Annotated in this window: 23 protein-coding genes and 3 tRNA genes; 23 read left to right on the forward strand and 3 right to left on the reverse strand. The window is 68.1% G+C overall.

Going from position 1 to position 19951, the window contains the following annotated elements:
* Positions 1–10: 10 nt before the first annotated feature.
* The 10 genes from BBK82_RS17340 (at position 11) to rplA (ending at position 4391) form a co-directional block, all read left to right on the forward strand.
* Positions 11–86 (forward strand) — tRNA-Thr (locus BBK82_RS17340).
* Between the two features lie 42 nt (positions 87–128).
* Positions 129–201: transfer RNA gene (locus tag BBK82_RS17345), tRNA-Met, on the forward strand.
* A gap of 168 nt (positions 202–369) precedes the next feature.
* On the forward strand, positions 370–534 hold the full coding sequence (rpmG, locus tag BBK82_RS17350; RefSeq protein ID WP_053733184.1) for a 50S ribosomal protein L33: 165 nt from the start codon (positions 370–372) through the stop codon (positions 532–534).
* A 71-nt stretch (positions 535–605) separates the two neighbouring features.
* Positions 606–1055: a MaoC family dehydratase N-terminal domain-containing protein gene (locus tag BBK82_RS17355; RefSeq protein WP_065915940.1), complete on the forward strand. Its 450-nt coding sequence runs from the start codon at positions 606–608 to the stop codon at positions 1053–1055.
* On the forward strand, positions 1052–1468 hold the full coding sequence (locus BBK82_RS17360) for a MaoC family dehydratase (protein ID WP_065915941.1): 417 nt from the start codon (positions 1052–1054) through the stop codon (positions 1466–1468). Before BBK82_RS17355 ends, BBK82_RS17360 begins: the two co-directional genes overlap by 4 nt.
* Positions 1469–1703: 235 nt before the next feature.
* A tRNA-Trp gene (locus tag BBK82_RS17365) sits at positions 1704–1776 on the forward strand.
* A gap of 34 nt (positions 1777–1810) precedes the next feature.
* Entirely contained in the window at positions 1811–2224 is a 414-nt protein-coding gene (gene secE / locus BBK82_RS17370; protein ID WP_065921145.1) for a preprotein translocase subunit SecE, read from the forward strand.
* Between the two features lie 40 nt (positions 2225–2264).
* Positions 2265–3083, forward strand: coding sequence for a transcription termination/antitermination protein NusG (gene nusG / locus BBK82_RS17375; protein ID WP_065915942.1), 819 nt, complete (start codon positions 2265–2267; stop codon positions 3081–3083).
* Between the two features lie 85 nt (positions 3084–3168).
* A complete protein-coding gene (gene rplK / locus BBK82_RS17380; protein WP_065915943.1) occupies positions 3169–3603 on the forward strand; it encodes a 50S ribosomal protein L11 in 435 nt (144 codons plus the stop codon).
* 77 nt (positions 3604–3680) lie between these two features.
* Positions 3681–4391, forward strand: a complete 711-nt coding sequence (gene rplA, locus BBK82_RS17385) for a 50S ribosomal protein L1 (protein ID WP_065915944.1) — start codon at positions 3681–3683, stop codon at positions 4389–4391.
* A 366-nt stretch (positions 4392–4757) separates the two neighbouring features.
* Here rplA and BBK82_RS17390 read toward each other — a convergent pair whose 3' ends face one another.
* Positions 4758–5729 (reverse strand): GlxA family transcriptional regulator, encoded by a 972-nt coding sequence (locus BBK82_RS17390; RefSeq protein WP_065915945.1) that lies wholly within the window; start codon positions 5727–5729, stop codon positions 4758–4760.
* Between the two features lie 83 nt (positions 5730–5812).
* Between BBK82_RS17390 and BBK82_RS17395 the strand changes: the two genes are divergently transcribed.
* A complete protein-coding gene (locus tag BBK82_RS17395) occupies positions 5813–6679 on the forward strand; it encodes an NAD(P)-dependent oxidoreductase (protein ID WP_065921146.1) in 867 nt (288 codons plus the stop codon).
* Here the strand turns inward: BBK82_RS17395 and BBK82_RS17400 are convergent.
* The gene (locus BBK82_RS17400; RefSeq protein WP_065921147.1) at positions 6659–7429 is read right to left on the reverse strand and encodes a methyltransferase domain-containing protein; all 771 of its coding nucleotides are present in this window, start codon (positions 7427–7429) and stop codon (positions 6659–6661) included. The two genes, BBK82_RS17395 and BBK82_RS17400, sit on opposite strands and share 21 nt — an antisense overlap.
* Positions 7430–7438: 9 nt before the next feature.
* The gene (locus tag BBK82_RS17405) at positions 7439–8146 is read right to left on the reverse strand and encodes a hypothetical protein (protein WP_065915946.1); all 708 of its coding nucleotides are present in this window, start codon (positions 8144–8146) and stop codon (positions 7439–7441) included.
* A 243-nt stretch (positions 8147–8389) separates the two neighbouring features.
* Here BBK82_RS17405 and rplJ point away from each other — a divergent pair, with 243 nt between their 5' ends.
* The 12 genes from rplJ (at position 8390) to BBK82_RS17465 (ending at position 19820) form a co-directional block, all read left to right on the forward strand.
* On the forward strand, positions 8390–8944 hold the full coding sequence (gene rplJ, locus BBK82_RS17410) for a 50S ribosomal protein L10 (protein WP_065915947.1): 555 nt from the start codon (positions 8390–8392) through the stop codon (positions 8942–8944).
* 56 nt (positions 8945–9000) lie between these two features.
* Complete coding sequence (gene rplL / locus BBK82_RS17415) at positions 9001–9390, forward strand: 50S ribosomal protein L7/L12 (RefSeq protein ID WP_065915948.1); 390 nt, start codon at positions 9001–9003, stop codon at positions 9388–9390.
* A 386-nt stretch (positions 9391–9776) separates the two neighbouring features.
* The gene (locus BBK82_RS17420) at positions 9777–10844 is read left to right on the forward strand and encodes an ABC transporter ATP-binding protein (RefSeq protein WP_065915949.1); all 1068 of its coding nucleotides are present in this window, start codon (positions 9777–9779) and stop codon (positions 10842–10844) included.
* Complete coding sequence (locus BBK82_RS17425; protein ID WP_065915950.1) at positions 10841–11623, forward strand: MlaE family ABC transporter permease; 783 nt, start codon at positions 10841–10843, stop codon at positions 11621–11623. The genes BBK82_RS17420 and BBK82_RS17425 overlap by 4 nt, the downstream gene beginning before the upstream one ends.
* The gene (locus tag BBK82_RS17430) at positions 11623–12432 is read left to right on the forward strand and encodes an MlaE family ABC transporter permease (RefSeq protein WP_065915951.1); all 810 of its coding nucleotides are present in this window, start codon (positions 11623–11625) and stop codon (positions 12430–12432) included. The genes BBK82_RS17425 and BBK82_RS17430 overlap by 1 nt, the downstream gene beginning before the upstream one ends.
* A complete protein-coding gene (locus BBK82_RS17435; RefSeq protein WP_065915952.1) occupies positions 12429–13745 on the forward strand; it encodes an MCE family protein in 1317 nt (438 codons plus the stop codon). Before BBK82_RS17430 ends, BBK82_RS17435 begins: the two co-directional genes overlap by 4 nt.
* Positions 13742–14773: an MCE family protein gene (locus BBK82_RS17440; protein WP_065915953.1), complete on the forward strand. Its 1032-nt coding sequence runs from the start codon at positions 13742–13744 to the stop codon at positions 14771–14773. Before BBK82_RS17435 ends, BBK82_RS17440 begins: the two co-directional genes overlap by 4 nt.
* Complete coding sequence (locus BBK82_RS17445) at positions 14770–15771, forward strand: MCE family protein (RefSeq protein WP_065921148.1); 1002 nt, start codon at positions 14770–14772, stop codon at positions 15769–15771. Before BBK82_RS17440 ends, BBK82_RS17445 begins: the two co-directional genes overlap by 4 nt.
* Entirely contained in the window at positions 15768–16925 is a 1158-nt protein-coding gene (locus tag BBK82_RS17450) for an MCE family protein (protein ID WP_065915954.1), read from the forward strand. Before BBK82_RS17445 ends, BBK82_RS17450 begins: the two co-directional genes overlap by 4 nt.
* Positions 16922–18082, forward strand: coding sequence for an MCE family protein (locus BBK82_RS17455; protein WP_065915955.1), 1161 nt, complete (start codon positions 16922–16924; stop codon positions 18080–18082). The genes BBK82_RS17450 and BBK82_RS17455 overlap by 4 nt, the downstream gene beginning before the upstream one ends.
* A complete protein-coding gene (locus tag BBK82_RS17460; protein ID WP_065915956.1) occupies positions 18079–19305 on the forward strand; it encodes an MCE family protein in 1227 nt (408 codons plus the stop codon). Before BBK82_RS17455 ends, BBK82_RS17460 begins: the two co-directional genes overlap by 4 nt.
* Positions 19305–19820, forward strand: a complete 516-nt coding sequence (locus BBK82_RS17465; RefSeq protein WP_083268005.1) for a nuclear transport factor 2 family protein — start codon at positions 19305–19307, stop codon at positions 19818–19820. Before BBK82_RS17460 ends, BBK82_RS17465 begins: the two co-directional genes overlap by 1 nt.
* The last annotated feature ends 131 nt before the right edge of the window (positions 19821–19951 follow it).

Below are 19951 nucleotides of genomic sequence, written 5' to 3' on the forward strand. Positions count from 1 at the left end.
GAAAGAGCAAGCCCCTTTAGCTCAGTCGGCAGAGCGTCTCCATGGTAAGGAGAAGGTCTACGGTTCGATTCCGTAAAGGGGCTCCATGACTCAGCCGCGATGCGAGCATCGCGGCTTGTGTCGTGTAAAGCGGTGTAGCTCAGTTGGTAGAGCAAGCGGCTCATAATCGCTGTGTCGCCGGTTCAAGTCCGGCCACCGCTACGCAAGTGGGTGAGGTGTGTCGGCGGAAAGCGCCGACCTTCCTCGCTCCGCATGATTTGGGGGCCAAGCCCCCAGACCCCTGGGCAGCAACCTCGTTGCCCACCCCCGCCAGCCGGTAAGCCCGGACTGGGTTCTCGGGGCCCGTGTGCTCGCAGGAAGGCAAGGACCGTGGCTGCAACCGACGTACGCCCGAAGATCACCCTCGCGTGCGAGGAGTGCAAGCACCGGAACTACATCACCAGGAAGAACCGGCGCAACGACCCGGACCGCCTGGAGGTCAAGAAGTTCTGCCCGAACTGCAAGACGCACCGCGCGCACAAGGAAACCCGCTGAGCGCGTAGCAGTCTTCGCACGAGGCCCGTCCCACACCGTGGGGCGGGCCTCGTCGCATATAGGCTCACTCGGTGCCTCTCGACCCCGCCTTCATCGGACGTAGTTATCCGCCGTCGCAGCCGTACGACGTGAGCCGCGAGAAGATCCGCGAGTTCGCCGACGCGATCGGCGCCGACAGCCCGGCCTACCGCGACACCGAAGCGGCGAAGGCGTTGGGGCACAGGGATGTCATCGCGCCGCCGACGTTCGCGATCGTGGTGTCGATGAAGACCAACGAGACGGTCATGTTCGACCCGGAGCTGGAGCTCGACTACGGCCGGGTCGTGCACGGCGACCAGAACTTCACCCACCACCGGCCCATCACCGCCGGCGACCAGCTCGTGTGCGTGGCGCACATCGACGGCATCGTGGCCCGCATGGGCAACGACATGGTGACCGTGCGGACCGAGATCAGCACCGTCGAGGGTGAACCGGTCACCACCGCCAAGTCGATGCTCGTCGTGAGGGGGGAGGACGCGTGACCGCGGCGAAGTTCGAGGTCGGCACCGAGCTGCCGGCGCTGTCCGTCCGCATCACGCGCGCCGACCTGGTGCGGTACGCGGGTGCCTCGCTGGACTTCAACCCCATCCACTGGAACGAGAAGACGGCCAGGGACGTCGGCCTGCCGGACGTGATCGCGCACGGCATGCTCACGATGGCCGTGGCGTCGCGGATCGTCGTGGAGTGGGTCGGTGATCCCGGTGCGGTCGTCGAGTACGGCTGCCGGTTCGCCCGGCCGGTCGTGGTGCCCAACGACGACGAGGGCGCGCTGGTCGAGGTGACCGGCAAGGTCGCCAAGGAGCTGGAAGACGGAACTGTGAAGGTCAACATCAGCGCGTCTTTTGACGGCAAAGCGGTGTTGATGGGCGCCTTCGCCCGCGTGCGCGTCGGCTGATCGTGTGATCAACAACACCGCCTGGCAACCCGGTCAGGTGGTGTTTGCAGTGCTCACAGGAGATTCGGGGCGCGGTGGGGACGCGGTTGACCGACCCTGATTCGTGTTCTCGGTGCTCGTGTGGGTAGGCTGTGCGACAGGCCGCTCGACTGATGCTTGGGCGGTCTGGTTGGAATGGACGGGGCAGGCTCCCGTACACTTCCTGCGTGGCCAGGGGGTCTCTCGCAGATCCCGAAGGGGCGTAGCTCAACTGGCAGAGCAGCGGTCTCCAAAACCGCAGGTTGCAGGTTCAAGTCCTGTCGCCCCTGCTGTCGAAGCGTCATGGGTGGAGTGGAGGACGGCATGAGCGAGGGCCGCGAGCAGGACCAGCCGGAGGAGCGCGAAGGCGCTGTCCGGCCGTCCACTGCTGCGGCGCGGCGTGAACGTCGTGCCTCCTCTCGCCCGGCCGCCCGCAAGGACGGCAGCAGCGCTGAGTCGAAGAAGAGCGCCGTCAAGTCCGACGAGTCGGACGACGACGCCAAGAAGGGTCGCCCGACGAAGGCCCGTGATGGACAGGAGAAGGGTCCCTCGCTGATCGGGCGGTTCTTCCGCTACATCCGCGAGGTCATCAGCGAACTCCGCAAGGTGATCTGGCCGACGCGCAAGCAGCTCGTCACCTACACCGGTGTTGTCCTGGTGTTCGTGGTCGTGATGGTCGCGCTGGTGTGGGCTCTCGACCTCGGCTTCGGCGCGGCTGTTTTCGAGTTGTTCGGCTGAGCCGGACAGCTGCCGCTGCAATAAGGAAGCGAGATCCACAGTGACCTCCGATCACGGCGTCGACGCCCAGGAGAAGACCGACCTCACCGACGACGAGGTGTCCGAGGACACCACCGTCGACGAGACGGTCGAGTCGGAGGCTGTGGACTCCGAGGACGACGCTGCTGACACCGACGTCGCGGACGACACCGACGAGGACGCCGGCGACGTCGACGTCCTCGCGATCGACGAGACCCCGATCGACGAAGAGATCGCCGACCCCGCCGAAGAGCTGCGTCAGGCCCTGCGCCACGCGCCCGGCGACTGGTACGTCGTGCACTCCTACGCGGGTTACGAGAACAAGGTCAAGGCCAACCTCGAGACCCGCATCCACACGCTCGACATGGAGGACTACATCTTCCAGGTCGAGGTGCCGACCGAAGAGGTCACCGAGATCAAGAACGGCCAGCGCAAGCTGGTGCAGCGCAAGGTGCTGCCCGGTTACATCCTGGTCCGCATGGAGCTCACCGACGCGTCCTGGAGCGCCGTCCGCAACACGCCGGGCGTGACCGGGTTCGTCGGCGCCACCTCCAAGCCCTCGCCCCTCACGATCGACGAGGTGCTGAAGTTCCTGCTCCCGCAGGGTGAGCAGAAGCCGGCCGAGGGCAAGAAGGCCGCCTCCACCGCCGCGCCGAAGCCGACCATCGAGGTCGACTTCGAGGTGGGCGAGTCGGTCACCGTCATGGACGGCCCGTTCGCCACGCTGCCCGCCACGATCAGCGAGGTCAACGCGGACGGCCAGAAGCTGAAGGTCCTGGTGTCGATCTTCGGCCGGGAGACGCCGGTCGAGCTGTCGTTCAGCCAGGTCTCCAAGATCTGAGCGGTTCCCTCGAAAGAGGAACCGATCGGCCACGCTGCGGCTGGCAGGGCCGCGCGCGGACACCGCAATAACAGGAAGTACGGACATGCCACCCAAGAAGAAGAAGCTGTCAGCGATCATCAAGCTGCAGATCAAGGCTGGTGCCGCCAACCCGGCGCCGCCCGTCGGTCCCGCGCTTGGTCAGCACGGCGTCAACATCATGGAGTTCTGCAAGGCCTACAACGCCGCGACCGAGTCGCAGCGCGGTCAGGTCGTGCCGGTCGAGATCTCGGTCTACGAAGACCGCTCGTTCGACTTCAAGCTGAAGACCCCGCCGGCCGCGCGTCTCATCCTCGCCGCCGCCGGCGTCGACAAGGGATCGGGCGAGCCGCACCGCGTCAAGGTCGCCAAGGTGACCATGGAGCAGGTGCGCCAGATCGCGCAGACCAAGATGGTCGACCTGAACGCGAACGACATCGACCAGGCCGCGAAGATCATCGCGGGCACCGCCCGTTCCATGGGCATCACGGTCGAAGGCTGATCTTTCTTTCTTTCGCAAGCGTGGGAGAGCCGAGCGCGGCTCATTCACCACGACTGATCCACGGTTAGGACAGAGTCATGAAGCGCAGCAAGGCCTACAAGGCCGCAGCCGAGCTGGTGGACCGGGAGCGGCTGTACTCGCCGCTGGAGGCCGCCAAGCTCGCCAAGGAAACGTCCAAGGTGAAGCTGGACGCCACCGTCGAGGTCGCGATTCGCCTCGGCGTCGACCCTCGCAAGGCCGACCAGATGGTCCGCGGCACCGTGAACCTGCCGCACGGTACGGGCAAGACCGCCCGCGTGATCGTCTTCGCAACCGGTGACAAGGCCGCCGAGGCCGAGGCCGCCGGTGCGGACGCCGTCGGCGCCGAGGACCTCATCGAGCGCATCCAGGGTGGCTGGCTCGACTTCGACGCCGCGATCGCGACCCCCGACCAGATGGCGAAGGTCGGCCGCATCGCCCGCATCCTCGGCCCGCGTGGCCTGATGCCGAACCCCAAGACCGGCACCGTGACCCCCGAGGTCGCCAAGGCCGTCAACGACATCAAGGGCGGAAAGATCAACTTCCGCGTTGACAAGCAGGCCAACCTGCACTTCGTCATCGGCAAGGTGTCGTTCGACCCCGACAAGCTGGTCGAGAACTACGCCGCGGCGCTGGACGAGGTCCTCCGGGCCAAGCCGTCCGCTGCCAAGGGCCGGTACGTCAAGAAGGTCACCGTCTCGACGACGATGGGCCCCGGCATCCCGGTTGACCCGAACCGGACCCGCAACATGCTGGTGGACGAGGCCTGAGTCTCGTTGGTTTGAGTTTCGTTCGTGAAAGGCCCCCGGTTCGCCGGGGGCCTTTTGCGTTGCAGGGCGTGTGAGGGTGCGTGGTTGAGCGGGCACTGGCCGTGATTTTGGTGTTCATCGCCGCTTCGCGACGATAGCGATTGGGGCTTGACTTCGAGCCTCTAGCGGGGCGATGCATCGGCCTGAAAAGCCGGGCACAAAGAGCCCGGCCGTTCCGAACCAAGCGTATCGCCCCGCCCTCAAAGTCAAGCCCCAACCGCAGGTCAAGGGGGCATCACCGCTACCCATCGCTGCAGGTTCAAAAGCCTCGCCTTCGCTCGACGGGCTCGCCTGGGGTGCGTGGGCTTTTCGTCTCGCTTCGCTCGATCATCGGGGTTGGCGGGGGAAAGCTCGGCGGTAGTCGGTTGGGGAGACGCCCACTTGTTTGAGGAAGTGGTGGCGCAGGTTGTTCGCCGTGCCGATGCCGCTCAGCGCCGCGATCTTTTCAACCGACAGGTCCGTCGACTCGAGTAGTTCCTGTGCCCTCGCGATGCGTTCGTTCAGCAGCCACTGCAGTGGGGTTGTGCCGGTGGCCGCGTGCAGGCGGCGGTAGAAGGTTCGGGGGCTCACTGCGGCTTGGCGGGCCAGGGAGTTGATCGTGAGGGGTTCGTCGAGGCGTTCGCGGGCCCAGTCGAGGACCGGGGTGAGGCCCTGGTCGTCGGTGGCGGGGATGGACAGGTCGATGAACTGGCTCTGGCCTCCTGGGCGGTGGGCTGGGACGACCATGCGGCGGGCCAGTTGGTTGGCGACGTGGGCGCCCAGGTCGTGGCGGACCAGGTGGAGGCAGAGGTCGAGGCCTGCGGTCATGCCTGCGCTGGTCAGGATGTTGCCGTCGTCGACGTAGAGGACTGAGTCGTCGACCTGGACCTTGGGGTAGCGCTCTGCCAGCAGGGCCGTGTGCATCCAGTGGGCGGTGGCGCGGCGGCCGTCGAGGAGGCCTGCTTCGGCCAGGGCGAAGGCTCCTACGCACAGCGAGACGATTCGGGCGCCTGCGTCGTGGGCGTTGCGCAGGGCCGTGACCAGGTCGGGTGGGACTGGGGCGTTGTCCTCGATGACCTCTTCTGGGACCCACGGGACGATGACGGTGTCTGCGCGTGCGATGTCTTCCAGGCCGTGGGTGGTGCGCAGGGTGAAGGGGGCTGGGGTGCGGCTTTCGGTGCCGCACAGCCACATCTCGTACCAGGGGTTGGCGAGGTCTGGTTGGGGTGTGCCGAAGACGGCGGCGGGGATGCCCAGTTCGTAGAGGTCCGGGATGCCGAAGTCGGTGGGGACGACCAGGGCGACGGAGCCAGCGCTCATGGCACCAGGGTATGGCAGGAATTTGGTGGAAGGGGTCAATCCTGTCACTGGTTGCGGTGATCAAGTCGGCCGAAGCTGGGGGCATGACATCTGAGGCGATCACCGTGCTGGGGCTGGGAAATCTTGGTCGTGCGGTGGCGGAGGCGTTCTTGCGGGGCGGTCAGGTCACCACGGTCTGGAACCGTTCTGCGGCGAAGGCTGCGGGGTTGGACGGGGCGGTGGTGGCGGGTACGCCGGGGGAGGCGGCCGGGGCCGGTGAGCTCGTCGTGGTGGCGGTGCTCGACAACCGGGCGGTGCGGGAGGTGCTGCGTGGGGTGGACGTGCGGGGGCGTGCGTTGGTGAACCTCACCTCCGGCACTCCTGACGAGGCGCGCGAGTTGGCTGCGTGGGCTGCGGAGAACGGGGCCGAGTACCTGCACGGGGCCGTGTACGCGGTGCCGCAGACCATCGGCACGGACGAGTCGGCGATCAACTACAGCGGGGCCGGCGCGGTGTACGAGCGGTGGCGCAAAGTGTTGGAGCTGCTGGGGAAGGCCACGTTCGTGGGGGACGACGCCGGGCGTGCGTCCGGGTTCGACGTGGCGATCCTGGCGGGGATGTACGGGTTGATCGGCGGGTTCCTGCACGCGGCGGCGCTGGCGCGGGCCGGTGGGATCGGGGTTGGCGAGCTCACGCCGATGTTGTTGTCCTGGTTGGTGGACCTGCACCCGGCGCTGGTCACGTTCGCCGGGGAGATCGACGGGTCCGACTACGCCGGTGGCGAGTCGAGCCTCGCGATGAACCAGTCAGGGCTGGCGATGCTCATCCGTGCGGCGGAGGCGCAGGGGGTGCCGTTCGCGGGGCTTGATGCGGTCAAGGCGTTGGTGGACCGGCAGGTTGCGGCAGGGCACGGCACGGAGAGCCTGGCTCGGGCGGTGGAGTCCTTGGGGTCACAACGGCTTGCGGGCTGACAGCAGGAACACCAGCGGCGTGGCGAGGAAGTCGCCGGTCGCGAGGTCGGCGAGCCACCGTTCGCCTGTGGCGCGGTCGATGGCGCCGGCGCGGATGGCGCGTTCGGTGTTGCGGGTGAACACGAAGACCTCGTCCGCCTGGGCGAAGTCGTGGAACACCGGTGCGGCGGTCTCGACGGCCCCGACCTCGAAGCCGGCGGCGCGTGCCAGGCGGGCGAGCTGACGGCCGATCGTGGCGTTGCGGACCATGGTCGAGCAGACGAAGCGGTTGAAGGCGCGGTTGACCTCCAGGTCGCCGTCGACGACGAGCGAGTCCCAGTCGGGCTCGCCGACGCGGAGCAGGCCACCTGGTTCGAGCACGCGCAGGAGCTCGGCCAAGACCGCGCCGGGGTCGGCGACGTGCTGGAGCGCGCGGTCCATCCGCGCCCGGTGGAAGGTGGCGTCCTCGAACGGCAGCGCGTGGCCGTCGCCGAGCACCACCTCGACCTGCGGGCGGTCGTGGAACCGGGTGCTCGCCGCGGCGACCATCCGCTCGTCGATGTCGACCCCGACCACGCGGCCGGATTCGGTCACCGCGTCGGCCATGGACGCCAGGTCCGCGCCGGGACCGCATCCCAGGTCGAGGACGCTGAGGTCGGGCCTCAGGTCGAGGAGGTCGAGCAGCCGGCGTTTGTAGTCACCCGCCACCGCGGCCACGGTGTCCATGTACGCGGCCTTGTCCGGGCTGGGCACCCCCAGTGCGTTCGCCATGCGGTCCAATCAACCACAGGTGCTGGGCGACCAGTCGGTGATCACCCAGCCGGAGCCGACCTTCTCGACGACGAACGTGCCCAGTCGCGGGCCGCCCTCGACGGTCAGCGCGCAGGAGTCGATGGTGACCTTGGTGGAGGCCGGGGTCTTCAGCATGTCCGGCGGGAACAACACCTGCTGGTACTTGTCGACGCTGGTGACCTGCGACTTCAGTTCCTTGACCGCGGCTCCGCAATCGCTTGCGCCGTAGGCGTTCGCGAACTTCTGGCGGGTGTCGTCGCGCAGGATCAGCGTGCAGGCGCGGGTCGTGTCGGCGAACGAGACGTGCTTGTAGAACATGCCGACGGTGCCCTGCAGACCGGCCGGTGCCGACAGGCCCTGAGCCGCGCCGGTCACGCCGCCGCTGTCCTGGGCGATGTCGCCGGGGTCGTCGGTGCCGAAGAAGTGGTTGTAGGCCCAGATCGCCGAGCCGAGCACGACGAGGAACGTCAGGATGCGCCAGAACAGGGCGCTGCCGAGCACGAACAGCAGCCACCGCAGGCGGTTGCCCGGCCCCTTCGGCGGCTGCGGCGCCTGGCCGGTCGCCTCCTGGTAGCGCTGGAACTCCTGGAAGCGCTGGAACTCCTGGAACTGCCTGAGCTGTTCCGGGTCCATCGGGGGCTGCGGCGGCTGCGGGGGCTGCCGAGGGGCGATGTCCTTGCCGGGCTCGTCCGTCACAGGTCACATCATGCCGATTTGGAGTGGCCCGACACAGTCGAGTAGTCTTTTCGTGGTTCTACCGAAGACCGCTGGTTTTCTCCGCGAGGAGAACGAAGGCCCCGTTGCAACACGGGCGGCCCGCGCAGGGAGGACGAGGCAAAGCTTCTTGTGACGCCCCGTGCTGCTTGTGCGCGTGGGCGTTTCTGTTGTTTCGGAGCCTTCTCGGCCGGCGGTCTAACCCAGCCCAGAGAGGAGGCGATCATGGCGAAGCCCACGAAGGTTACGGCGGTCGCTGAGCTCGCGGAGCAGTTCCGCAGCAGCTCGGCAGCGGTTGTCACCGAGTACCGTGGCCTCTCCATGGCGCAGCTCACCACGCTGCGTCGCGCTCTCGGCGCGGGCACCAAGTACACCGTCGCGAAGAACACGCTGGTCAAGCTGGCTGCCGCGGACGCCGGAGTCGAGGGCCTCGAGGCTCTCCTGTCCGGTCCGACCGCCATCGCGTTCGTCGAGGGCGAGCCCGTCGACGCCGCCAAGGCGATCCGCGACTTCGCGAAGGACAACAAGGCCCTGGTCATCAAGGGCGGCTACATGGATGGCCGCTCGCTCTCGGTCGACGAGGTCACCGCTATCGCGGACCTCGAAAGCCGTGAGGTGCTGCTCGCGAAGCTCGCGGGCGCGATGAAGGGCAACCTGGCCAAGGCCGCGGGTCTGTTCAACGCCCCGGCTTCCCAGGTCGCTCGCCTGGCTGCTGCCCTGCAGGAGAAGAAGGCCGAGTCGGCTCCCGCCGCCGAAGCCGACGCTCCCGCCGAAAGCTGATCACCCGAAGACACGCCCGGCGCTTTCGCGCGGGAGATTAGAAAGGACCGCCGATCATGGCGAAGCTCAGCACCGAAGAGCTGCTCGACGCGTTCAAGGAGATGACCCTCCTGGAGCTGTCGGCGTTCGTGAAGCAGTTCGAGGAGACCTTCGAGGTCACCGCCGCGGCTCCGGTCGCCGTTGCCGCTGCTGCCGGCCCCGCCGCCGGTGGCGCTGCCGAGGTCGAGGAGCAGACGGACTTCAACGTCGTCCTCGAGTCGGCCGGCGACAAGAAGATCCAGGTCATCAAGGTCGTCCGCGAGGTCGTCTCGGGCCTGGGCCTGAAGGAGGCCAAGGAGCTGGTCGAGTCCGCTCCGAAGGCGATCCTCGAGGGTGTCGCGAAGGACGTCGCGGACGCCGCCAAGGAGAAGCTCGAGGCTGCGGGCGCCAAGATCACCCTCAAGTGATCTGGGCCCCTGCGGGGGCTTGGCGTTCAGCCGCTTGAAACGGGCGTGCACCCACAACGGGGGTGCACGCCCGTTTTGCTGTCCACACCCGGCCGTTCGAAAGCCACACAGGGGCCCTGCGTTCCTCACAGGGAAACGCAGGACTCCCGCGTGACTTTCGAACAGGGCGGGAAGCGGGCGGGTGTGAGGTGTGCCACGTGCCTGGTTCTGGTTGTTGGGGAGCGGTCTAGGCGGTGGTGACCGTTTTGCGAGGTCACGCTCAGTGCTGTTATCCGAACGCAACCGGTGTTAGGCCAACTGGTGAGTAACCTGCCGCGAACGAACTCGTTGCCCAGGTGTGACGCCGATCCCTTGGCGTCGTCGGGGCGTGTGCGGCGGAGGTGCGGATGGGCGTCGAGGTGGTCGTCGAGGGTCTGACCAAGTCCTTCGGCAAGCAGACCATCTGGCAGGACGTCACGCTCACGTTGCCGCCGGGTGAGGTCAGCGTGATGCTCGGGCCGTCGGGTACCGGCAAGAGCGTGTTCCTGAAGTCGCTGGTCGGGCTGCTCAAGCCGGAGCGCGGGAAGATCGTCATCAACGGCACGGACCTGGTGCGGTGTTCGGAGCACAAGCTCTACGAGATCCGGAAGATGTTCGGCGTGCTGTTCCAGGACGGTGCGTTGTTCGGGTCGATGAACCTGTACGACAACATCGCCTTTCCGCTGCGGGAGCACACCCGCAAGACGGAGGCCGAGGTGCGGCGGATCGTCCTCGAGAAGATGGAGATGGTCGGGCTCGTCGGTGCGGAGAAGAAGCTCCCCGGTGAGATCTCCGGTGGTATGCGCAAGCGGGCCGGGCTGGCGCGGGCGCTGGTGCTCGATCCCGAGATCATCCTGTGCGACGAGCCGGACTCGGGGTTGGACCCGGTCAGGACGGCGTACCTGAGCCAGTTGCTGATCGATTTGAACGCGCAGATCGACGCGACCATCCTGATCGTCACGCACAACATCAACATCGCTCGGACCGTGCCGGACAACCTGGGGATGTTGTTCCGGCGGGAGCTCGTCATGTTCGGGCCGCGCGAGGTGTTGCTGACCAGCGACGAGCCGGTGGTGGAGCAGTTCCTGAACGGGCGGCGGCTCGGGCCGATCGGCATGTCCGAGGAGAAGGACCAGGCCACCATGGCCGCCGAGCAGGCGCATGCGGACGCCGGGCACTCGGACGGGTCGCCGGACGAGGACATGCGCGGGGTCGTGCCGCAGTTGGAGCCGACGCCGGGGTTGCCGTACCGGGATGCGGTGCGGCGGAGGAAGGACCGGGTCATGTCGATCATCCACCAGCTGCCGCACGAGGCGCAGCAGGGGATCATCGAGAGCCTGACCAGCGAGGAGCAGGTGCGGTACGGCGTGCGCGCCGGAGTGCCGGTGGCCGCTCCGACGCCCAGCCCGTGGCCGCGGACCGGCGGTGTGCTGTGACGACGCAGACCTTTCCCGGCGCTGGTGCGCTGCGGGAGACCGGGAAGCTGTGCCAGCTGGGCATCGACGTCGTGCGGACGTCGTTCCGGCGGCCGTTCCAGCTGAAGGAGTTCATCCAGCAGAGCTGGTTCATCGTCAGCGTGACGGTGTTGCCCACGGCGCTGGTCAGCATTCCGTTCGGTGCGGTCATCGCGCTGCAGCTGGGCAGCCTCACCCGGCAGATCGGTGCGCAGAGCTTCACGGGTGCGGCCAGCGTGCTCGCGATCATCCAGCAGGCCAGTCCGATCGTGACGGCGTTGCTGATCGCGGGGGCGGGTGGGTCCGCGATCTGTGCGGACCTGGGCAGCCGCAAGATCCGGGAAGAGATCGACGCCATGGAAGTGCTGGGCGTCAGCCCGATCCACCGGCTGGTGGTGCCGAGGGTGCTCGCCACGATGCTGGTCGCGGTGCTGCTCAACGGCATGGTCAGCGTCGTCGGCGTGCTCGGTGGCTACTTCTTCAACGTGATCATGCAGGACGGCACGCCCGGTGCGTACCTGGCGAGCTTCAGCGCGCTGGCCCAGCTGCCGGACCTGTGGATCAGCGAGCTCAAGGCGCTGATCTTCGGGTTCATCGCCGGGATCGTGGCCGCCTACCGGGGGCTCAACCCGGCCGGCGGGCCGAAGGGCGTGGGTGACGCGGTCAACCAGGCCGTGGTCATCACGTTCCTGCTGCTGTTCTTCGTCAACTTCGTCCTCACCACGATCTACCTGCAGGTCGTGCCCGCGAAGGGGAGCTGATGGCGAACAAGGTGCTGTCCACCCTGGACGGGTTCGGCGACCAGCTGACGTTCTACGTCAAGGCGCTGGCGTGGACGCCGCGTGCGCTCAAGCGGTACTCGAAGGAGACGCTGCGGCTGCTGGCCGAGGTGAGCTTCGGTTCCGGTGCGCTGGCGGTCATCGGCGGCACGATCGGCGTGATGGTCGGCCTGAGCGTGTTCACGGGCACGGTCGTGGGTCTGCAGGGCTTCACGGCCCTCAACCAGATCGGCACGTCCGCGTTCGCCGGCTTCGTGAGCGCCTACTTCAACACGCGGGAGATCGCGCCGTTGGTGGCGGGGCTGGCGCTGTCCGCCACCGTCGGGTCCGGGTTCACCGCGCAGCTCGGCGCCATGCGGATCTCCGAGGAGATCGACGCGCTCGAGGTCATGGGCATCCCGAGCCTGCCGTTCCTGGTCACCACGCGGATCATCGCCGGGTTCGTCGCGATCATCCCGCTGTACGTGATCGGCCTGCTGACGAGCTACCTGGCGGCGCGCACGATCACCGTGGAGTTCTACGGGCAGTCGGCGGGCACGTACGACCACTACTTCAACCTGTTCCTACCGCCGGTCGACGTGCTCTGGTCGTTCGGCAAGGTGCTGGTCTTCGCGGTCGTGATCATCATGACCCACTGCTACTACGGCTACCGCGCCTCGGGCGGGCCGGCCGGGGTCGGGGTGGCGGTCGGGCGCGCGGTGCGGACCGCGATCGTCACGACGGCGCTGCTCGACTTCTTCCTGAGCCTCGCGATCTGGGGTGCGACGACGACGGTGAGGATCGCCGGATGAGGAAACGGGTTCTCGGCATCGCGTTCCTCCTGGCGATCGCGATGTTCCTCTCGCTCACGGTGGCGCTCTACAAGGACGCCTTCGGCGACTACGTGAAGGTCACGCTCAAGACCGACCACATCGGCAACCAGCTGCTGACCGCGAGCGACGTCAAGGTGCGCGGGCTGATCGTCGGTTCGGTGAAGGCCATCCGCACCACCGGTGACGGTGCCGAGCTGGAGCTCGCGCTGCTGCCGGACAAGGTCGAGCAGATCCCCGCCAACGTCAGCGCGCGCCTGCTGCCCAAGACGTTGTTCGGCGAGCGGTACGTGAACCTCGTGCTGCCGCCGCAGAAGGGCACCGCGATCAGGGAGGGCGCGGTCATCGAGCAGGACCGCACCAGCAGCGCGATCGAGCTCGAACGCGTGCTGAACAACCTGATGCCGGTGCTGCAGGCGATCCAGCCGGAGAAGCTCGCCACCACGCTCACCGCGTTGTCGCAGGCGCTCGACGGCCGCGGCAAGCCGCTCGGGGAGACGCTGGTGTCGCTGAACTCCTACCTCGGCGAGCTCAACCCGCAGCTGCCCGCGCTCAAGGAGAACATCACCAAGCTCGCCGACGTCGCGAACGTCTACTCCGACGCCGCGCCGGACCTGCTGCAGGCGCTCAACGACATGACCACGACGACCAAGACCGTCGTCGACCAGCGGGACAACCTGCTCGCGGTCTACGGCTCGCTGACCACCGGCTCGCAGGACCTCACGAGCTTCCTGGCGGTCAACAAGAACAACATCATCCAGCTCGCCGGCACCGGCCGCCCGACGCTCGAGCTGCTCGCGAAGTACGCGCCCGAGTACCCGTGCCTGCTCAAGGGGCTCGCGGAGTTCAAGCCGGTCATCGACAAGGCGTTCGGCGTGGGCACCAACGAACCGGGCCTGCACATCACGCTGGAGATCACCAACAACCGCGGCAAGTACAAGCCGAACCTCGACGAGCCCGAGTACGCCGACAAGCGCGGGCCCCGGTGCTACGACCTGATCCCGCGGCCGGACCCGTTCCCGCAGTACCCGCCGGAGGGCCCGGTCAAGGACGGCTCCAGCTCGCCGCCGCCCGCGCGCGTGGCGAACGACGGGATCCTGCCGCCGGCCACCGCGGGCAACGCGACCACGCCGTCGTCGGCCGGTGCGCTGAACCTCGCGAACTCACCGGAGGAGGCCAGGCTGGTCGCGGCGCTGTTCGGGCCGCGGATGGGCGTCGACCCGCAGGAGATGCCCGGCTGGTCGAGCCTGCTGCTCGGGCCGCTCGTGCGCGGGACGGAGGTGACGGTCAAGTGAAAGGCGTGCTCGCCCCGCTGCTGAAGCTGATCACGTTCGCCGTGGTCACCATCCTCGCCACGACCCTGCTCGCGGTCACCATCGCCAACGTGAACCTGGCCGGCGCCACCGGGTACAAGGCGCGGTTCACCGACGTCACCGCGCTCAACGAGGGCGACGACGTCCGCATCGCCGGCGTCCGGGTCGGGCAGGTCGACGAGATCCAGGTCGTCGACCGCAAGACCGCCGAGGTGACGTTCTCGATCGACGGCGACCGCGAGCTGCCGGAGGCGGTGACCGCGACCATCAAGTACCGCAACCTGGTCGGCCAGCGGTACATCGCGCTCGAGTCGGGCACCGGTGACACCAACGCGGTGCTGCCCGAGGGCGGCACGATCCCGTTGGAGCGCACGAAGGCCGCGCTCGACCTGACGGTGCTGTTCAACGGCTTCAAGCCGCTCTTCCAGGCGCTGTCGCCGGAGGACGTGAACAAGCTGTCGTTCGAGATCATCCAGGTGCTGCAGGGAGAGGGCGGCACGATCGACAGCCTGCTGCAGCACACGGCGTCGCTGACCAGCACGCTCGCCGGCAAGGACAAGGTGATCGGCGAGGTCGTCGACAACCTCAACCTCGCGCTGGACACCGTGAACTCGCGCGGCGACGACCTGAACAACCTCGTGATCACGTTGCAGCAGCTGGTCTCCGGGCTCGCGCAGGACCGCCAGCCGATCGGTGAGGCGATCACCGCGCTCGGCGACCTGACCAACGCGACCGCGGGCCTGCTGGAGCAGGGCCGTGAGCCGTTGCGCAACGACATCGCGCAGCTCGGCATCGTCTCGAAGACGCTGGGGGACAACGAGGCGCTCGTCGAGGGCGTGCTCCAGCGGATGCCGAACAAGCTGGAGACGATCACCAGGACCGCGACCTACGGCTCGTGGTTCAACTTCTACCTGTGCGAGGCCAGCGGCCAGATCGCCGTGCCGCCGGTCATCACCAATCCCATCCCGATCACGGCGTTGCCGGTGACACAGCAGAGGTGCCGCCGATGAAACAGCGCAACCCCATCGCCACCGGCGCGATCAGCCTGACGTTGATCGGGCTGCTGCTCCTGGCGGCGTTCTACTCCGACGACCTGCCGATCGTGGGCGGTGGCACGAGCTACGCGGCCGACTTCAGCGAGGCCGCCGGGCTGGTGCCGGGCAACGAGGTCCGCGTCGCCGGCGTGAAGGTCGGCAAGGTCACCAAGGTCAAGCTGAACGGCGACCGGGTGCGGGTGACGTTCAAGGTCAAGGACGCCTGGGTGGGCGACCGGACGACCGCGATGATCCGCATCAAGACGTTGCTGGGCCAGAAGTTCGTGGCGCTCGACCCGCAGGGCTCGCAGCCCCTCTCACCCGGCGACCCGATCCCGAAGGAACGCACGCTCGCGCCGTACGACGTGAACGAGGCGTTCAACGGGCTCGCGACGACCGTCGGCCAGATCGACACCAAGCAGCTCGCGGACAGCTTCACCGTGCTGTCGGAGACGTTCAAGAACTCGCCGGAGCACGTCCGCGGCGCGCTGGACGGGCTGTCCGCGTTGTCGAAGACGATCTCCTCGCGCGACGAGCAGCTGGCGAAGCTGCTGGACAACACCCGGCAGCTGACGAAGACGCTGGCCGACCGCAACGCCGAGTTCGAGAAGCTGCTCGCCGACGGCAACCTGCTGCTGGGCGAGCTGCGCAAGCGGCGGGAGGCCATCAGCGCGGTGCTCAGCGGCACCCGTGACCTGGCGCGCGAGCTGTCCGGACTGGTCACGGACAACCAGAACCAGCTCAAGCCGGCGCTGGACCAGCTGAACAGGGTCACCACGATCCTGGAGCGCAACCAGGAGAACCTCGACCGCAGCCTGGCGCTGATGGCGCCGTTCTACCGGGTGTTCGCGAACACCCTGGGCAACGGGCGCTGGTTCGACACCTACATCTGCGGTCTGCTGCCGCCCTCGGTGAACCTCGGCGTCGTCGGGTTCAACGAGGAAGGCTGCCTGCCTCCGGGGGTGCAGCGATGACGACGGTGGTGAACAGCAAGGCCGGCCGGTTCATCGCGATCGCGTGCGTGCTCGCGCTCGTGCTGACCGGCGCGCTGTGGTGGATCTTCAACGGCATGAACGGGCGCAAGGTGACCGCGCACTTCGCCGCGGCCGTCGGCGTCTACCCCGGCGGTGACGTGCGGGTGCTCGGCGTGAAGGTCGGCACCATCGACGAGGTCACGCCGGAGGGCAAGACCGTGAAGGTCGTGTTCACCGTCGACCGCGACGTGCGGGTGCCGGAGAACGCGCAGGCCGTCGTGGTCTCGCCGAGCGTGGTCAGCGACCGGTACGTGCAGCTCTCGCCCGCCTACACCGGCGGGCCGACGATGGCCGACAACGCTGTGATCCCGCGCGAGCGCACCGCGACACCGGTCGAGCTGTACTCGTCGCTGGACAAGCTCACGACCGCGCTGGGACCCAACGGCGCGAACGCCGACGGCGCGTTGGCGGACCTGCTGAACTCGGCGGCGAAGAACCTCGAGGGCAACGGCCAGGCGCTCAACGACACGCTGAAGAACCTCGGCCAGGCCACGCGCACGCTGTCCGGGTCCAAGGAGGACCTCTTCGCGACCGTGGACAACCTGCAGAAGTTCACCGCGATGCTGGCCGCCAACGACAGCCAGGTGCGGGACCTCAACCGGCAGCTCGCGGACGTCTCGAAGCTGCTGGCCGACGAACGCGGTGACCTCGGTGCCGCGCTGAGCGAGCTGGCCACCGCGCTGGGCCAGGTGCAGGGGTTCATCAAGGACAACCGCGCCGGGCTGAAGTCCAACGTGGACAAGCTCGCGTCGATCACGCAGGTGCTCGTGAACCAGCGGGCGGCGCTCGCCGAGACGCTGGACGTGGCCCCGCTGGCGCTGGGCAACCTGCAGAACTCCTACAACGCGGCGTCCGGCACGCTCGACACCCGCGCGAACATCAACGAGCTCAACCAGCCGCCGATCGTGCTGATCTGCAAGCTGGTGCAGCAGGCGACGCCGAACAACGTGCCGCCGATCCTGGCGCAGACCTGCCGGCAGCTGGAGCCGTTGCTGAGCGGCGCGATCCCGTTGAAGTCGCCCGCCGAGGTGCTCGGAGACCTGAACGCGGGCAAGCTGCCGCTGCCCCTGCCGCTCGCGGGGGTGCCCCGGTGAAGAAGCTCCTCCTGGGTCTCACGGCGCTGGTGCTGGTTTCGGGCTGCGGCTCGGGCGGCTTCGACGGCGTCTACAACTTGCCGCTGCCCGGTGGTGCGGACGTGGGCGATCACCCTTACCGGGTGAAGGCGCGGTTCAAGGACGTGCTGGACCTGGTGCCGCAGGCCGGCGTAAAGGTCAACGACGTGCCGGTCGGCCGGGTGGAGCGGATCGACCTCGCCCCCGACGGCTGGACCGCCGAGGTCACGCTGCTCGTCAACGGCGACGTGCAGCTCCCGGCCAACGCGTACGCGAACCTGCGCCAGTCGGCGTTGCTCGGTGAGAAGTTCGTGGAGCTGGGCAAGCCTCCCAGAAATGATCAAACACAGGCGTCGGCGGGCAAGCTCGCGGACAACGCGACCATCCCGATCGAGCGGACCAACCGCAACCCCGAGGTCGAAGAGGTCTTCGGCGCGTTGTCGATGCTGCTCAACGGCGGTGGTGTCGCGCAGCTGCAGAACATCACCAAGGAGCTCAACGCCACCTTCGAGGGCAACGAGCAGGAGATCAAGGCGCTGCTCGGCAACCTCGACACGTTCGTCGGGGAGCTGGACGAGCACAAGGCGGAGATCGTCCGCGCGCTCGACTCGATGAACCGGCTCGCCGGCACGCTGGCGCAGCAGCGGGACAAGATCTCCGTGGCGCTGACCGACCTGGAGCCGGGCCTGAAGGTGCTGGCCGAGCAGCGCACGCAGCTGGTGACGTTGCTGCAGTCGTTGACCAGGCTCTCCGACGTCGCGGTCGACACGGTGAACCGCAGCCGCGACGACATCGTGGCCAGCCTGAAGGCGTTGCAGCCGACGCTGACCAAGCTCGCCGAGTCGGGGCAGAACCTGCCGAAGTCGCTGGAGCTGCTGCTGACCTACCCGTTCCCGGACGCGGCGGTCGACGGCATCAAGGGCGACTACACCAACGCGTTCATCGACCTGGACCTCAACCTGGGCAACGTCCTCGACAACCTGGGCCGGTCGCGGCAGACCCCGCTCGAGGGAATCCTGCCGCCGAGCCAGGGCACTCCGCTGCCGCTGCCGAACCTTCCACTGCCCGGCGTCGGCCAGGGCACCGGGTCGGGTCTCGGTGACATCCTCGGCGGCCTGCTGGGAGGTGGGCGCAAGTGATCACGCGGGGGACCAAGCTCAAGGTCGTGGCGTTCGTGCTGGTCGCGCTGCTGGGCGTGTCGTACGTCAGCGCCAACTACGTGGGGCTCTTCCGGGCGTCGTCGACGGTCGTGACGATGCAGCTCGCCGACTCCGGTGGCATCTTCTCCAACGCCGAGGTCACCTACCGCGGTGTCACGATCGGCCGGGTCGGGCAGCTGCGGCTCACCGCCGACGGCGTCGAGGTCGACCTGGAGCTGGACGCGGACGCGCCGCGGGTGCCGGCCTCGACCGAGGCCGTGGTGGCCAACCGGTCGGCGGTCGGCGAGCAGTACGTGGACCTGCGGCCGAAGACGGACTCCGGGCCCTACCTGGAGGCCGGATCGGTCATCCCGCGGTCGGCGACCAAGACGCCGCCGCCGGTGGACGGGCTGCTGACCAACCTCGACGCGTTCGCCACCTCGGTGCCGACGGACTCGTTGAAGGTCGTGGTCGACGAGCTGCACACGGCGTTCAACGGCACCGGGGGCGACCTGCAGGTGCTGATCGACAACACCGCGGCGTTCACGGCCGCGGCGCGCGAGCACCTGCCGCAGACCACGCAGCTGCTGCAGGACGGGCGGATCGTGCTGGCCACGCAGGCCGCGTCCGGTGGTGCCATCCGGTCGTTCAGCGGTGACCTGCGGTTGATCGCCGAGCAGCTGAAGGCCTCCGACGGCGACCTGCGGCGGTTGATCGTGGCCGTGCCGCCGGCGTCCGAGCAGGTGTCGGCGCTGCTGAAGGAGAGCGGGCCGAACCTCGGTGTGGTGTTCGCGAACCTGCTGACCACGTCGAACATCCTGGTGACGCGGCGGGACGGTTTGGAGCAGATCGCCGTGACGTACCCGATCGCCGTGGGTGGTGGCTTCACCGTGGCGCCCGGCGACGGGTCCGCGCACTTCGGGCTGGCGTTGAACGTGTTCGACCCGATGCCGTGCACGGTCGGGTACGAGGGCACCAAGATCCGGCCCGGCAACGACACCTCGCCCGCGCCGTTGAACACGCAGGCCTACTGCGCGCTGGCGCCGGGGAGTGCCACGTCGGTGCGCGGGTCGCAGAACGCTCCGTACGGCGGGACGCCGGTCGGCACCGCCGTCACCCAGCCGAGCCTGGAGCCGACCGGGCAGCAGGGCCAGGCCGCTGCGGAGGTGCCGCTGCTGACGTCGCTCGGCCAGCTGCTGGGCCTGCCAGAGGGGAAGAAGTAGTGCGGATCTTCACGGCCAGGACGATGACGGCGGTCGCGGCGGTCCTCGCGGTGCTGACCTTCGGCTTCGCCGCGTACTTCGGCGTGGCCTGGTACGCGGCCGCGAACTCGGCGGAGTCGTCGTTCGCCTCGGCGCGCGACGAGGCCAGGCGCGCGGGCGAGGTCGGCATCACGAACTTCCTGACGCTCGACTACCGCAAGGTCGACGAGGACCTGCAGCGCTGGCTGAGCTCCTCGACCGGCGAGCTGCGCGCCGAGATCGACAAGGACAAGGACGCGCGCAAGAAGCAGCTCGTGGACGCCAAGTCGGTCACGACCTCGAAGGTCCTCGACGCCGCCGTCTCCGAGCTCGACGACCGCGCCGGCAGCGCCGAGCTGATCGCCGTGGTCGAGAGCACCGTGACGCCCGACGGCGGCCAGCAGGTCACCAAGATCAACCGGTACCTGACCAAGCTCACCCGCACGGACGACGGCTGGAAGCTGAGCCAGCTGGGCCCGCTGCGGGCGGGCGTCTGAGCCCCGGTCCGGTTCCGTTTTCGGGCAGAGTTGATTGGACGAGTGCACGTGCCCCCTTCCCGCCGCCGCCCCATCCCCACGCCGCCCGCAGGTGGCCGCCCGCGCGTGGCCGCCTGAACCGCCGCACCGCG

Source organism: Lentzea guizhouensis (assembly GCF_001701025.1).
GTDB classification, from domain to species: domain Bacteria; phylum Actinomycetota; class Actinomycetes; order Mycobacteriales; family Pseudonocardiaceae; genus Lentzea; species Lentzea guizhouensis.

What these genes read in the sequence shown, in the direction of transcription:
- secE (WP_065921145.1), top strand. Translation starts at nt 1,811, where the DNA reads ATGAGCGAGGGCCGCGAGCAGGACCAGCCGGAGGAGCGCGAAGGCGCT.
- rplK (WP_065915943.1), top strand. Translation starts at nt 3,169, where the DNA reads ATGCCACCCAAGAAGAAGAAGCTGTCAGCGATCATCAAGCTGCAGATC.
- rplA (WP_065915944.1), top strand. Translation starts at nt 3,681, where the DNA reads ATGAAGCGCAGCAAGGCCTACAAGGCCGCAGCCGAGCTGGTGGACCGG.
- BBK82_RS17390 (WP_065915945.1), bottom strand. Translation starts at nt 5,729, where the DNA reads ATGAGCGCTGGCTCCGTCGCCCTGGTCGTCCCCACCGACTTCGGCATC.
- BBK82_RS17395 (WP_065921146.1), top strand. Translation starts at nt 5,813, where the DNA reads ATGACATCTGAGGCGATCACCGTGCTGGGGCTGGGAAATCTTGGTCGT.
- BBK82_RS17400 (WP_065921147.1), bottom strand. Translation starts at nt 7,429, where the DNA reads ATGGCGAACGCACTGGGGGTGCCCAGCCCGGACAAGGCCGCGTACATG.
- rplJ (WP_065915947.1), top strand. Translation starts at nt 8,390, where the DNA reads ATGGCGAAGCCCACGAAGGTTACGGCGGTCGCTGAGCTCGCGGAGCAG.
- rplL (WP_065915948.1), top strand. Translation starts at nt 9,001, where the DNA reads ATGGCGAAGCTCAGCACCGAAGAGCTGCTCGACGCGTTCAAGGAGATG.
- BBK82_RS17420 (WP_065915949.1), top strand. Translation starts at nt 9,777, where the DNA reads ATGGGCGTCGAGGTGGTCGTCGAGGGTCTGACCAAGTCCTTCGGCAAG.
- BBK82_RS17430 (WP_065915951.1), top strand. Translation starts at nt 11,623, where the DNA reads ATGGCGAACAAGGTGCTGTCCACCCTGGACGGGTTCGGCGACCAGCTG.
- BBK82_RS17435 (WP_065915952.1), top strand. Translation starts at nt 12,429, where the DNA reads ATGAGGAAACGGGTTCTCGGCATCGCGTTCCTCCTGGCGATCGCGATG.
- BBK82_RS17445 (WP_065921148.1), top strand. Translation starts at nt 14,770, where the DNA reads ATGAAACAGCGCAACCCCATCGCCACCGGCGCGATCAGCCTGACGTTG.
- BBK82_RS17450 (WP_065915954.1), top strand. Translation starts at nt 15,768, where the DNA reads ATGACGACGGTGGTGAACAGCAAGGCCGGCCGGTTCATCGCGATCGCG.